At 65.1% G+C, this 13,608-nt stretch carries 10 protein-coding genes and 1 tRNA gene; 3 read left to right on the forward strand and 8 right to left on the reverse strand.

Annotated elements, in window-relative coordinates; translation table 11 throughout:
- Positions 1 to 15: 15 nt before the first annotated feature.
- From CAER_RS0119505 to CAER_RS0119515, 3 genes are all read right to left on the reverse strand, one after another.
- Positions 16 to 1,905, reverse strand: coding sequence for a monovalent cation:proton antiporter-2 (CPA2) family protein (locus CAER_RS0119505; protein WP_027236944.1), 1,890 nt, complete (start codon positions 1,903 to 1,905; stop codon positions 16 to 18).
- A gap of 102 nt (positions 1,906 to 2,007) precedes the next feature.
- On the reverse strand, positions 2,008 to 3,228 hold the full coding sequence (locus CAER_RS0119510) for a PAS domain-containing protein (RefSeq protein WP_027236945.1): 1,221 nt from the start codon (positions 3,226 to 3,228) through the stop codon (positions 2,008 to 2,010).
- A 66-nt stretch (positions 3,229 to 3,294) separates the two neighbouring features.
- On the reverse strand, positions 3,295 to 3,750 hold the full coding sequence (locus CAER_RS0119515; protein ID WP_027236946.1) for an Lrp/AsnC family transcriptional regulator: 456 nt from the start codon (positions 3,748 to 3,750) through the stop codon (positions 3,295 to 3,297).
- Positions 3,751 to 3,902: 152 nt separating this feature from the next.
- Between CAER_RS0119515 and hppD the strand changes: the two genes are divergently transcribed.
- Positions 3,903 to 5,003 (forward strand): 4-hydroxyphenylpyruvate dioxygenase, encoded by a 1,101-nt coding sequence (gene hppD / locus CAER_RS0119520; RefSeq protein ID WP_027236947.1) that lies wholly within the window; start codon positions 3,903 to 3,905, stop codon positions 5,001 to 5,003.
- A 201-nt stretch (positions 5,004 to 5,204) separates the two neighbouring features.
- On the opposite strand, the gene CAER_RS0119525 is transcribed toward hppD, so the two are convergent.
- Positions 5,205 to 7,766 (reverse strand): hypothetical protein, encoded by a 2,562-nt coding sequence (locus CAER_RS0119525; RefSeq protein ID WP_027236948.1) that lies wholly within the window; start codon positions 7,764 to 7,766, stop codon positions 5,205 to 5,207.
- A gap of 177 nt (positions 7,767 to 7,943) precedes the next feature.
- Here CAER_RS0119525 and CAER_RS0119530 point away from each other — a divergent pair, with 177 nt between their 5' ends.
- A complete protein-coding gene (locus tag CAER_RS0119530) occupies positions 7,944 to 8,675 on the forward strand; it encodes an SIMPL domain-containing protein (protein WP_027236949.1) in 732 nt (243 codons plus the stop codon).
- 50 nt (positions 8,676 to 8,725) lie between these two features.
- Here the strand turns inward: CAER_RS0119530 and CAER_RS0119535 are convergent, their stop codons facing one another.
- The 3 genes from CAER_RS0119535 to CAER_RS0119550 all read right to left on the reverse strand — a co-directional run bounded on the left by CAER_RS0119535 (position 8,726) and on the right by CAER_RS0119550 (position 10,951).
- Positions 8,726 to 10,018, reverse strand: coding sequence for an O-acetylhomoserine aminocarboxypropyltransferase/cysteine synthase family protein (locus tag CAER_RS0119535; protein WP_027236950.1), 1,293 nt, complete (start codon positions 10,016 to 10,018; stop codon positions 8,726 to 8,728).
- Positions 10,019 to 10,278: 260 nt separating this feature from the next.
- A tRNA-Thr gene (locus CAER_RS0119545) sits at positions 10,279 to 10,354 on the reverse strand.
- Positions 10,355 to 10,456: 102 nt separating this feature from the next.
- On the reverse strand, positions 10,457 to 10,951 hold the full coding sequence (locus CAER_RS0119550) for a hypothetical protein (protein ID WP_036797459.1): 495 nt from the start codon (positions 10,949 to 10,951) through the stop codon (positions 10,457 to 10,459).
- Between the two features lie 168 nt (positions 10,952 to 11,119).
- On the opposite strand from CAER_RS0119550, the gene CAER_RS0119555 reads away from it, so the two are divergent.
- Positions 11,120 to 12,109 (forward strand): hypothetical protein, encoded by a 990-nt coding sequence (locus tag CAER_RS0119555; protein ID WP_027236952.1) that lies wholly within the window; start codon positions 11,120 to 11,122, stop codon positions 12,107 to 12,109.
- Between the two features lie 30 nt (positions 12,110 to 12,139).
- Here CAER_RS0119555 and CAER_RS0119560 read toward each other — a convergent pair whose 3' ends face one another.
- Positions 12,140 to 13,495 carry an amidase gene (locus tag CAER_RS0119560; protein ID WP_027236953.1) on the reverse strand — a complete coding sequence of 452 codons (1,356 nt, stop codon included), beginning with the start codon at positions 13,493 to 13,495 and terminating at the stop codon, positions 12,140 to 12,142.
- Positions 13,496 to 13,608: the final 113 nt, after the last annotated feature.

Consider the following 13,608-nt stretch of genomic DNA (forward strand, 5'->3'; position numbering starts at 1 on the left):
TGCGCCGGGGCTTTTTCATTCGGCGGCTTCGGAGGATTTCTTCCGCTTGCGCTCTGCCATCTCGAAAATCGCGCTTTCGATGGCTTTTTCCAGTTCCCGCGCCCGTTCGATATAGGCCGGGTTCTGGCTTGCGGGCACGCCCGGGATCCAGTGCTCGGCCAAGTCGCGAAGGTTCTGGCGGTCATGGCCATAGAAGGTCTGCGCCGCCTGCGCCGCCTCGTACTCGGTGAGGCCGACGTTCTCCAGCACGTAGCGGCCCGCCCGCACCGAGCTGTCGAACAGCTCGCGCACGATGTCGTCGGCGCCGGCCTTATACAGCTCATAGACGTGGTTGCGGTCCTTGGCGCGGGCGATGATATGCAGGTCCGGATAGGCGCGGCGCACATAGGACACCATCTTGACCACCCCTTCGGGGTCATCCAGGGCCACCACGAACACCTTGGCCTTGGCGATGCCTGCCGCCTTCAGCAGTTCCGGGCGGGTCGGGTCGCCGAGGAAGCTTTTGACCCCGAAGCGGCGCATCAGCTGCACCGCTTCCATGTCATGGTCCAGCACCACCGTCTTGAAGCCGCTGGCCTGCACCAGCCGGTTGACGATTTGGCCGAAGCGGCCGATGCCCGCGATGATAACGGGGCCTTCCTCGTCGATCTCGTCCGGCTCGTGCTCCTGGCGGGCCTCGCCCATGCGTTTGGACAGGAGGTCATAGAGGATAAACAGCAGCGGCGTGATCAGCATCGACAGCGCAATCACCAAAAGCAGCTTTTCCGACAGCGCCGCCGGAATGACGTTGAGCTGGCGGGAGAACGCGAGCAGCACAAAGCCGAATTCACCAGCCTGGGCCAGGCTGAGTGTAAACAGCCACAGCCCGCGGCGGCGCAGGCCAAAGGCCCGGCCAACGGCAAACAGGACCGCACCCTTGGCAAAGATCACCAGCGCTGCCAGGCCGATCAGGTCGGCCGGGTCGGCCAGGAACTGGCGGTAGTCGATGCCTGCGCCGACGGTGATGAAAAACAGCCCCAGCAACAGCCCCTTGAAGGGGTTGAGGTCGCTTTCCAGCTCGTGCCGGAATTCCGTGTTGGCCAGCACCACCCCCGCCAGGAACGCGCCAAGCGCCGGCGACAGGCCGACCAGCGTCATCAGGAAGGAGATGCCGACAACGATCATCAGCGCCAGCGCGGTGTACATCTCGCGCAGGTTGGAGGCGTGGATGAAGCGGAACAGCGGCCGGGTGAGGTAAATGCCTGCCAGGATGATAAAGGCGATGGCCGCGAGGGTCACAAGTGCCACGGCCCAGCCGGGCAGCCCGTCCACCAGCGACAGGGAACTGTGACCCGCGCCATGGTCGTCGCCTTCGAGGCTGATGGAGCCGTCGCTGGAGAACTGCGGGATCGCATATGAGCCGAGCAGCGGGAGGAAAGCCAGGATCGGGATCACCGCGATGTCCTGGGTCAGCAGCACCGAAAAAGCCGAGCGGCCGCCGCCGGTCCGCATCAGCCCCTTCTCCGACAGGGTCTGCAGCACGATCGCAGTGGAGGAGAGCGACAGCGCCAGGCCGATGGCAAGGCTGACATGCCAGGGCTGGCCCATGGCCATTGCCGCGCCCATCAGGGCCAGGGTGGACAGGGAGACCTGCATGCCGCCCAAGCCCAGCAGCTTGTGCCGCATCGCCCACAGCGTGCGCGGCTCCAGTTCCAGCCCGATCAGGAACAGCATCATGACGACGCCGAACTCGGCAAAATGGCGCAGGTCTTCGGTTTCGGTGCCGGTCAGGCCAAGCACCGGGCCAATGGCAATGCCCGCCGCCAGGTAGCCCAGCACAGAGCCGAGGCCGAGACGTGCGGCCAGAGGCACCGCGATGACAGCGGCCGCCAGATAAACGGTTGCCTGATAAAAAAACTCTTCCATACAGAAGGTATCGCAAGCGCGCCGGTACCTTGGCAATGGCTTTGGCAGCTGCGGCGCGCGGTTAGGGCAATTCAGCGCCTGCCTGGGGCAGGCGCTGCGGAATTATTGCTCGAACAGGCGGATTTCTTCGCTGAGTTTGCCGATCCGGTCCAGCCGCCGCGATATCCGCTCCTGGAAACCGCCGAGCTGGTCGATGATATCGGCCAGGGTTTCACCGGAATCGGTCAGTCTTGCGCTTTCGATCTTGAGCAGCACCCGGGTCGAGCTGAGGCCGAGGAAATGCCGGTGCATGATCTGGCAGGCGCTGGTGATGCGGTCGGATTCCTGGTCGACCTCCTTCATGCCGTCCTGCGCGCGCTTGACCTGGTCCTTCACAAGGTCGCCGAGAATTTTGCGTTCGGCCTCCATGTCGACATTGCCAAGGTCGCGGCGCTCCTTTTGCAGCTGGTTGTCGCATTCGATCAGGATCCGCGCCATGCCTTCGACAAACAGGCTGTCGTTCACGGAGGATTTGATCTTGGCGAAGTTGCTGTTCTTGCCCATCACATGCGCGCCGAACCAGTCCGACATCTCACGCGACATGGAGCCGTAGTTCTGCGACAGCACCGTGACCGGGCCGCCCGACGGCTCGATCCGCGAAGCCAGCACCCGCAGGTTATGCGGGATCGTGTGCATGGCGTCGAAATCGGCGATCAGCCCCTCGGTTTCCTCCACCAGGGTTTCGGCGTTGCGCAGCATGCCGGTCAGCTCCTGGATGCGGACGTGGGCCTGGTTTCCCAGGCCGGTGTCACGCGCGATCAGCTCCTGGCTCAGCGCGTGGGCGGCAAACTCGTGGTAGTTCTCGTAACCATGGCCGCCCAGCCAGTCGAGCAGGTACTGGGCGCTTTCCTCCGGCTTGACGCCTTGCTCATTCTCGCGTTTGAGCATCTGCGTATAGAAGGCGCGCACCTCATCGAACAGCTTGCTGCTGGGCTTGATCCGGGCGGAGAGATAGCCGTCCTCGCAGGGGACGACCACGGCAAACACCCAATAGTACAGACCGTCCTTGGACTTGTTCTTGACATAGGCGCCCATGCATTCGCCGCGTTTGAGCGTGTCCCAGAACAGCGAAAACACGCCCTTGGGCATGTCCTGGTGGCGGATCACCTTGTGCGGCGCACCGATCAGTTCCTCCCAGGGGTAGGCACCGACGCGGCGGAACACGTAGTTGCCCGCCTGGATCACACCGCGGCTGTCAGTCCTGGAAAAGAAAACTTCATTGAGGCCAAAGGGAGCCTCGCCGCTGCTTGGTCGCGTTTCAACACGGCGGTCAACAAAAGACACGGCAATTTCCACTTCTGATTACGGAATTCGTTGCCGTCTGTTTACGTTCAAATCCTTCCCGCTTGGTTAAGTCGGCAGCGGGGCATCGCGTTTTAATTGTGCCATTACGATCTGACTCTGGACTCTGGACACGCCGGGGTGCGGCAGCAGGATCTCGTGAATCAGGGCGTTCAGCGCCTGCAGGTCGGCGCAATAGACCCGCAGCAGGTAGTCGGCCTCGCCGGTCATTGTCCAAGCTGAGGTGATTTGCGGCTGGCTGGCCACCAGCCGGGCGAAACCCTTGGATTGTTCGGGGCCGTGGCTGCCCAGATGCACTTGCACGAATCCCTGTACTGCCAGCCCCAGCTTGGCCGGGTTCAGCCGCGCGGAATACCCCTCGATATAACCTTCCGCCTCCAGCCGCTGGCGCCGTCGCCCGGCCTGGCTGGGCGACAGGTTGAGCAGGTCGCCGAGCTGCTGCGCGGTCAGATGCGCGTCCTTCTGCAGTGCTGCGAGAAGTTTCGTGTCTGTCGGATCCAGCATGCGCAAAAACTCCTCATTTTCCCCACTTTCCGCGAAAACTCCGCGCAAATCAACCGGCGCGCGCGAAACTATGCGGAAACCCTGTATCCGAAAAGCGGTATTCTTAGGACAAGATTTAATCCTGTCCCCACATCAGATGAAGGAGACGCGCGATGGGCCCGTTCCCGCATAACGCCCCGAAATCCGAGATCACGCCTGAAAACCCCGCTGGCACCGATGGCTTTGAATTTGTTGAATTTGCCAGCCCGGAGCCGCAGGAGCTGCGCGACCTGTTCACCCAGATGGGCTATGAGCTGGTCGGCCGTCACAAGCAGAAGCCCGGCGTTGAGCTGTGGCAGCAGGGCGACATCACTTACATCCTGAACGCCGAGGCCGGCAGCTTTGCCGAGAAGTTCGTCGCAGAGCACGGCCCCTGCGCCCCGTCGATGGGCTGGCGCGTGGCGGATGCCCGGAAGGCGTTCGAGCATGCCGTTGCCAAGGGGGCCGAACCCTATGAAGATGATGACAAAACCATGGACGTGCCCGCGATCAAGGGCATTGGCGGCTCGCTGATCTATTTCATCGACCAGTATTACGACACCTCGCCCTATAACGAGGAATTCGAGTGGCTGAAGCAGTCCAAGCCGCGCGGCGTCGGCTTCTATTACCTCGATCACCTGACCCACAATGTCTACAAGGGCAACATGGACAAGTGGTTCAATTTCTACGGCGAGCTGTTCAACTTCAAGGAGATCCGCTTCTTTGACATCGAAGGCAAGTACACCGGCCTGCTCAGCCGCGCGCTGACCTCGCCCTGCGGCCGCATCCGGATCCCGATCAACGAGGACCGGGGCGAGACCGGGCAGATCGTCTCCTACCTGAAGAAGTACAAGGGCGAGGGCATCCAGCACATCGCCGTCGGCACCGAGAACATCTATGACTCGACCGATGAGATTTCGGAACGCGGCATCAAGTTCATGCCGGCCCCGCCGGAGACCTATTACGATCTGAGCCACGACCGCGTGCAGGGCCACGAGGAGCCGCTGGACCGGATGAAGAAACACGGCATCCTGATCGACGGCGAGGGCGTGGTCGACGGCGGCGAAACCAAGATCCTGCTGCAGATCTTCTCCAAGACCGTGATCGGGCCGATCTTCTTCGAGTTTATCCAGCGCAAGGGTGACGACGGCTTTGGCGAGGGTAACTTCAAGGCGCTGTTTGAATCGATCGAGCGGGAGCAGATCGAAAACGGCGAAATCCAAGCCGCCGAGTAACCGCAGCCAAACAAGTGCGATGGCCGGGTCCGCAGTGCGGGCCCGGCTTTTTTTTTATGTCCGGTATCAAGAAAACAGGAGTAAATCAGCCCAGTCAGCCGGTGAGAAGATGGGCGATTGCCGCCGCGAACCAGTCACCCCCGGCTGACTGTCGGTCCTAGGAGGGGGGTAAGAGGGGGAGACGCCGTCCAGCCCGGGCCTTCAGCCGTTCGGTATCTTCAGGGTGCGGTTGCGCCCGCTTTTCTGGTACTGCAACTGGTTTTCGCCGATGGCGATCACCCGGCCGCCGTCGATGCGGTCTCCGACTTGCACCTTCTTGTAGCGGCCCGAGGGCAGCCGGACCAGCGCCCGGCGGTTGGATGCGGTGCCGTAGACTCCGATCAGGTTCAGCTTGCGCAGGTTGATGGCGTTGCTGACGGTGGCGCGGCGGGCGACCGACGCCGTGGTCGGTATGCGCGGCGCAGCGGCGGCGGCAGCGGCTGGCACGGCGGCTGCGGTCTGCACCTGGTTCTGGGCGTTGCGGCGGGCGCGGTCGACCAGGTTGGCGAAATTCGCGGGCCGCCCGCGGGGCACCACCGAGGCGGCAACCGCCAGGGCGGTGGCAGGCATCTGCTCTTCTTCCGCCGGTTTAAGGCTGGCCGGGCGCTGGCGCGGGCGCAGCGAAGCGAGCTCGGCGCGGCTGAGGCCGCCCAGCTGGGCGCGCTCGACCTGTTCCTCCAGGTCCGAGGGCCGTGCCTTGGGGCGCTTGCGCGACAGAACCTGGTTGCGGGCCACTTCCTCAGCCAGGGCTTCGGCGGCGGGGTCGCTGCGCTCCGGCGCGCGCGGCGGCACTTTACCGGGGCGGCCGAGGTAGACCATGATGCCATCGGGGTTGAGCGTGCCTTCGCGGCTAGCCGTCACCAGGCCGCGGTCGTTGAGTTCAAATGCTTGCCCCGCCGCGGCAGGGGAGGTGATGGCTGCCGGCTGACCGTCTTGTGCAAAAGACTCCGCCTGCGGCAGAGCCACGGCATCCGCCGCGATGTCGGGCTGGTCAATGGAGGCGGTATAAAGCTCGTTAAGGCCCGGCGCAGCGGGGAAGCTTCCCAGATCAGGTGCAACAGGCCAGACCCCGGTTGCGGCGTAGCGCGCGGCCTGGGCCAGTTCGTCCAGCGGCTCTTCTAGCGCCGCCGCCGGGGCAGGCGCCTGCAAGCCGCCCTCCGTCTCGCCGCCCTCAGGGGCGTCCGTGACCACTGCGGCGGTGTCAGCGCTCTCCACGGGCAGCTCCGCGCCATCTGCGGCGGCTTCGTCTGCGGCAGCGGGGATCAGTCCGGTGTCTTGCACGCCGGGGTCGGGCTGATCCGCCAGCACGCTTACCTGCGGCGCGATAGCTTGCGCACCCTCGTCCGTGCCGGGCTGCGGCGCTGCTGCCGGTGTTCCGGCCGGGCTGTCTTCGTCTTCCGGCAGGCCGCTGCCGGGGGCGGCTTCCGTGTCGGGGGAAAGGCTGCTGTCCTTAGCAGGCGTGTCCGAAAGAAAGCCACTTTCACCGAAAACCGCCCATACCGCGACGGTGGCCATGAACAGCAGCAGCAGGGCGGTCAGGATCACCCCAAGGTAGCGCGGTTTGCCTTTGGCGGCCGGTTTTCCGGCGGCCTCCTTGGGCGGTGGGGCCGGGGTTGCGGCAGCCTCACGCAGCGCCGCGGGGGCGGGCGGGATCTTCGGCTGCGGCGTGGTGGCTTCGGCCTGGTCCGCGGGCCTGGCCGCACCAGCGGCTTCCAGCGGTTTCGCCGCTGACGGGGCTGGGGCCGGCTGGGGCCCTTTGGCAAGCGGCGGCGGCACCTGTTCGGGCTGCGGCGCCTTTGCCGGACCCAAAACAGGCGGGGCAGAGGAATCTGCGGGCGCAGCCTTGCTGCGGATGCTGGAGAACCCGTTGCCCTCCTGCGCGGAGCCATCGGCTGCCGGTGCAGGCGGAAGGCTGACTGGCGTCTTTGCTTCTGCGGCCGTCGCCGGGGCGCCCTCAGTGGCTTCCTCTTCTGACGGTTCCGCTTCCGGTTTTGGTTCCTCCGCGGGCGCCTGTGGGTGCTCCGGGGTGTCCCTGCCGCCTGCCGGTTCAACGCTTTCAGCTTGCGGCGCAGGCGGCAGCTGCGCCGCGGGCTGTTCGGCGGCGGTGTCCTTGGGCGGCTCCGCAGTGTCCTCCGCCGGGGCGGGCGGGCTGTCTTCTTTATCGTCTTCCGCCGCCGGATCCGGCATCTTAACCGGGCCAATAACCTCTACTGCGGCGCTGTCGGGCTCCACCTCGGTGCCGCGGATCGCGCGGGCAGTGCCAAAGAATGGCTCACCCTGAAACCCGCTGTCTTCGGGCGCCGCGACGAAGCTGGCAGGGCCAAAGCCATGCTCCACCGCAAAGGTCTCTGCCTCATCCAGCGTTTCCAGCGCCACGGCGGCGATATGGGTCAGGCCGCCGTCAGCACTGATATCAAAGGCCAGCTCGTCCACCTCATAGGGGGTCGCGCCTTCCAGCGCGGCCCTGGCGGCAGCAATCCTCTCCTCCGCAGGCAGTTCGCCGGTCTCCACCGTCAGATAACGGATCTGGTCATTGGGCAGGATCAGCTTGCTGAACACGCCGCCCGGTGCCAGCCGCAGCGCATCGGCGCGCATGTCCGCCAGCGCAGCGGGCAGATCCTCAGCGCTGAACGGGGTGCTGCCCACGCTCCGCCAGCCGTCGCCGGCGCGATAAAGAAGCGCAATACCATCAGCGGAAAGCGAAAGAGCAAAAGCCGGTTTCATGCCTTGGGTCAAACCATCCAAATCCATACTGCCCGGGGCCGCCTGCCGCGCCCGGTGTTTTGCCGCGGACCTTAAAGCAGGAGTCTGCCGAGTTAAAGGAAAAGACTTCCGGCGGGGCTTGCGGGCGGCTGTCCGCCACCCCCATCTAGTGGTCATTCAACAAAGGAGCTTTTGAGGATGAAAGCAAAGAAACTTCTGGCCGCCGCACTGGCGCTGTCGATGGGCGCTGGCGCTGTTGCGGCAAGCGAGGCCGCCGCGCCGCGGCAGATCACGGTCAGTGGCGAAAGCACGCTGCAGGTGGCCCCTGAGCTGGCAACCATCACTCTTGGCGTGACCGAGGAGGCGGAGGAAGCCGCAGCTGCAATGGCGGCAGCATCGGAGGCGATGGGCGCGGTGATCGCGCGGCTCAAGGACAGCGGCATCGCCGGCGCGGACATGCAAACCCAGCAGATTGCGATGCATCCGGTCTGGTCGCAGGACCGCTCCAGCGGCAACGGCGGCCGGCGCGAGATCACCGGCTTCCAGGCCTCGAACACGCTGATGGTGCGGGTGCGGTATCTGGACCGGCTGGGGCCGGTGCTGGACACGGTGCTGACGGCCGGCGCCAACCAGTTTCAGGGCTTGAACTTTGGTGTTGAGGACCCTGCCGCGGTCATCGGCAGGATCCGCGGCGAGGCGGTGAAGGATGCGATGCGCAAAGCGCAGCAGCTGGCTGAAGCGGCCGGCATGGAGCTGGGTCCGGTGCGCACAATCACCGAGAACGGCAGCGGTGGCGGGCCCCGGCCGATGATGGCCATGGACATGGCGCGCAGCGAGGCGATGCCGGTCGAAGCCGGGGAGCTGACCTTCACGCATAATGTCTCAGTGGTGTTCGACATGACCGTGCCGGGCGGCGCGGTAAGCGAATAAAAAAAGGCCGGGCAGGGCGCCCGGCCTTTCTCTTACGGGTAGACGGTGAGTCAGCCGCAGGCCTTGGCCAGCGCCTGGTCCAGGTCACGGATCAGGTCGTCCGCATCCTCGATACCGATGGACACGCGCACCACGTTGGGGCTGGCACCCGCCGCTTCCTGCTGCTCCGGTGTCAGCTGCCGGTGGGTGGTGGAGGCCGAGTGGATGATCAGCGAGCGGGTGTCGCCCAGATTGGCCACGTGGCTGAAAATCTCCAGCGAATCCACCAGCTTGATGCAGGCCTCATAGCCGCCCTTGACGGCAAAAGTGAACAGCCCGCCAGTGCCCTTCGGGTAGTGCTCCTGGGCGCGCTCGAAATAAGGCGAGGACGGCAGCCCGGCATAGGTCACATAGTCGATCCGCTCGTCGTTCTCGAGCCATTCGGCCACCTTGCGGGCGTTCTCGCAATGGCGCTGCATCCGCAGGGACAGCGTCTCGACGCCCATCAGCGTGTAATGCGCCGCCTGCGGGTTCATCGTCATGCCCAGATCGCGCAGGCCGATGGCGATGCCGTGGAAGGTATAGGCCAGGGGTCCGAAGGTTTCATGGAACTTGAGGCCGTGATAGGCGGGTTCCGGCTCCGACAGGGAGGGGAACTTGTCATTGGCCGACCAGTCGAAGGTGCCGCTGTCGATGACGCAGCCGCCGGTCACAGTGCCGTTGCCGGTCAGGTATTTGGTGGTCGAATGCACCACCAGCGACGCGCCCTGCTCGATCGGGCGGCACAGGTAGGGGGTGGCGGAGGTGTTATCGACGATCAGCGGAATACCGGCGCCGTCGGTGATATTGGCCAGCGCGCGGATGTCGGTGACATAGCCGCCCGGGTTGGCGATGGATTCGCAGAACACGGCGCGGGTGTTCTCGTCGATCGCCGCCTCCACTGCATCCAGATCGTCGGTGTCGACGAATTTCGCCGACCAGCCGAAGCGTTTGATGGTCTGGCTGAACTGGGTCACTGTGCCGCCGTAAAGCCGGGTCGAGGCCACCACATTGCAGCCCGGCGCCATCAGCGGGAACAGCGCCATGATCTGCGCCGCGTGGCCGGAGGAGCAGCAGACCGCGCCGACGCCGCCCTCCAGCGTCGCCAGCCGTTCCTGCAGCACCGCAACGGTAGGGTTGGTCAGGCGGGAATAGATAAATCCGACCTCTTGCAGGTTGAACAGGGCTGCAGCGTGTTCGGCATCGCGGAAGACATAAGCGGTGCTTTGATAGATCGGCGTCTGCCGCGCGCCGGTGGCCGGGTCCGGCTTGGCGCCAGCATGGATCTGCAAGGTGTCAAAACCATAAGACGGGGCATCGGTCATGAGTGGGTCTCCCTGAAAACTATTTCGCGCGCACAACAGCATGGCTGAGTGCGGAAGGCAATTGCGGCAATGCCGCAGCGGAAGCAGGCCGGGTTGCGATATGTTCTGCGGTTTGCAAGCGGCGGTTTCAACACGGCAGGCGGGCTCTGGCACCTGTGAGTTGAGGGGGTATTGCGGGCAGAACGGCCAAAAACGCTTTTCCCGGTGCCCCCGGAGAGCGCAGGAAACCTGAAGCGAAACCAATGCTTTAGAGAGGTTGGTGGTGCCCCCACACGGACTCGAACCGCGGACCTACTGATTACAAATCAGTTGCTCTACCAGCTGAGCTATAGGGGCACTTAGCTGTGAAACCGCGCTTAACATCCTTCGCGGGTCTGTCGCAAGAGGTCTTTTTCCTGAAATGGGCTGCCTTCATGCCGCCGAGGCAAGGCAGCCGGTTCAGTCCTGCGGAAGGGGCTGCCCGTCACGCCCGAAGGCCAGGCTTTCCACTGTCAGATCATCAAACGTCACCTCCACAGCAATCTGCTGAATCGAGCCCAGCGGATAGCTGCGGTAAGGCATGCCGTCCTCTTCCTTGATCATGTTCGGAAAGCCTTCGTCCAGGTGGCACTCCGGCAGCGGCCAGATTTCCGGCGCAGCGCCGTTCACGCCCAGCCTGACCTGCGCCAGGCCGCAGCGCCAGGACCACAGGTGGGTCACATAAAGCAGGTCCTGGCCGTTGAATTCGCGCACATGGATCCAGTTGGCCCGGGTCGCGGACAGGATCGGCTTCACCTCTGTTGCAGTGGTAAAGCGGCCGGTGGCCTCCTGCGGCTCCGCCGCCAGCGCGGTGCGGGCCGGCGCGGGCGCGGACACCGCCGCGGTCGCGGGCACGCCGTTGTCCGCACCCGGCTGGGCCGAGGCCGCGATGATTGCCAGGATCACATCAATCATAGTCTTTCTCCGCTTGCGGCGCCCGCTGCAACACAGGGGCGCCCGAATTTTCCAACCGCCTGTTGCACGGCATCCTGCAGGCTTGTAGCTACCTTATCAGGCAGTTCTGCCTGCGGCCTTAACAGGCAGTCCTAACCGCCCGGCAGGGACGGAAAAACGGGGAAAACAATGGCAAATGCCCCCTTCAACGTGATGATCATCGGCCAGGCGGGCCGGCTGCAGTATGAGGCGGTGCTGTTTGCGGCCTCGCTGCGCCATTGCGCGCCGGGGTTTGCCGGGCGGCTGTTCGTGGCGGTGCCGCAGCCGGGGCCCTTGTGGGACAAGGATCCCAGCATCCGCAATCCGGAGGTGCTGCAGGCGCTGGCGGATCTGGCGGCGGAAATCCTGCCGTTTGAGAGCAAGGCGTTCGGCGCCGCATACCCCTATGGCAACAAGATCGAGGCGCTGCAGGCGCTGCCCGAGGGCGAGCCTTTTGCGTTTTTCGACACCGATACGCTGATCACCGGCGAGCTGGCGGAGGTGCCGTTCGATTTCTCCTGCCCCTCGGCCTCCTTGCGGGTGGAGGGCACATGGCCGAAGCCGACGCTGTACGGTCCCGGCTATGCTGGCATCTGGCAGTCGCTCTATGCCCGCTTCGGCCTCGATTTCCCGTCCAGCCTCGACCTCAGCCAGCCGGATGAATTCTGGAAGCGGTATCTCTATTTCAACGCGGGTTTTTTCTACGGCGCCTGTCCGCGGGCCTTTGGCGCGCGGTTCCTGGCCTATGCGCAGTCGGTCCGGGACGATCCGCCAGTCGAACTCACCGGCCAAAGCCTGGACCCCTGGCTCGACCAGATCGTGCTGCCCCTGGTGATCCATTCCTTCGGCGGCGGCCGCGATGCGCTGCCAAGCGGTTACCTCGATGGAGAGACCAGCTGCCACTACCGGCTATTTCCGCTGCTCTATGCGCGTGAAAGCGACCGGGTGGTTGAGCTGCTGCATGAAATAGCCGCGCCGAACCGGATCAAGAAGGTACTGAAAGCCTATGAGCCGATCAAGCGCATGGTCTACCAGGGCCGCGGCGCGAAGGTGCGGGCGCTGTTCGACCGCGGGAATTTGCCCCGGCGCGAGCAGGCGATCCGCAACCGGATCAAGAAAGAAGGCTTCTGGATGCGCTGAGGCTGGCGGCGGGCGCGCGTTTCTGCCCCGCTACCGCAGCGCGCGCTCGATGCTGCGGGCAAATTGCAGCAGCCGCGCATCTGATCCTTTCGGCCCGGTGATATGAAGCCCGACGGGCATCCCGTCCGCCGAGCGGCCGCAGGGGATTGAGATTGACGGCAGCTCCATCGGCGGCGTCAGGGTCACCGTGCGCCAGTCCTCGGGCAGCTCGCCGTCGCGCAGGTCTGCTGAGAACGGCATCCCGGTTGCCGTGGGCCACAGGGCAACGTCGTAGCGGTCAAAGAAGGCGGCAACATCCGCCCAGACCCGGGCGCGGGTTTTCTGATAGGCAATCAGTTCCGCCAGGCTGCGCCCCTCTGCCTGGGCGCAAGCGGTGCGGAAGCTTTCCCCCGCCAGCTCCATGTCCGGTTCCAGCGCGGCGCGGATCTGCAGCGCGCACTGGCCGCGGGTGATACCGCCATGCGCCAGCAGCGGTTCCAGCGCCGGGGCGTCCTCAGCCACTTGCCAGCCCAGCGCTTGGCACAGGGTTCCGACCGGCGCAACCGCCGCCTGCACCGACGGCTCCACACTGGCGCCGAAGGGGGAGAGCGACAGGGCGATCCGGCCACAGCGCCTGGCAGGGGGCGCTTCCAGATCCGCCAGCCGCGGCACATCCTGCCAGAAGCCCAGCGGCTGGCTGGGGGCGTGGCCCTGCATCACCTCCAGCATCAGCACCAGGTCCCGCACTGTCCGCGCCATCGGCCCCGGCACCGACAGCCCGTCAAAGGGCGCCGGGTTCGGCTCATAGGGAATAAGGCCGGAGGTGGGGCGCATCCCCACAACCCCGCACCAGGCCGCAGGCGTGCGGGTGCTGCCGCCGAGGTCGGAGCCATCGGCCAGCGCCGCCATATTTGCCGCCAGCGCCGCCGCCGCGCCGCCGGAACTGCCGGCGACGGATTTTTCCGGGTGCAGCGGGTTGCGGGTGGTGCCGGCCACCAGGTTGCTGGTCTGGCCGGAAAAGGTGAACTCCGGCGTGTTGGTCTTGCCGGTAATCACCGCGCCCGCCGCCCGCAGCCGCGCCACATGCAGCGCGTCATAGTCCGGCACATGGGACGCAAAGCTCCGCGATCCCCAGGTGGTGCGCAGGCCCCTGGTTTCAAAGCAGTCCTTGATTGCCACGGGCAGCCCGTGCAGCGGCCCGGCAAACTCCCCGCAGGCGGCCATCGCATCCAATTCCGCCGCCCGCGCCTCTGCCGCGTCCCAGTCGATGGTGACAAAGGCATTGACCGCGCCCTCCCGCGCCTCGGTCTGCGCCTTGTGCGCCGCCAGCACCTCGCGGGCGCTCAGATCGCGCGTGCGCAGTTTCGCTGCCATCTGCTCAGCGGTGAGCGCGGTGATATCGGTCATGCGGCAGGTCTCCCGGGCCTGGGCGTGAAAGGCTGCCCGGACACTAGGGAGACGGGCCGGGAAGCTCCGTCCTGAAACCGGCCTAAAGACTGTCTGGCAGCGACCTTGCGCGC

The sequence above is a fragment of the Leisingera caerulea DSM 24564 genome, assembly GCF_000473325.1.
Classification (GTDB): Bacteria; Pseudomonadota; Alphaproteobacteria; order Rhodobacterales; family Rhodobacteraceae; genus Leisingera; species Leisingera caerulea.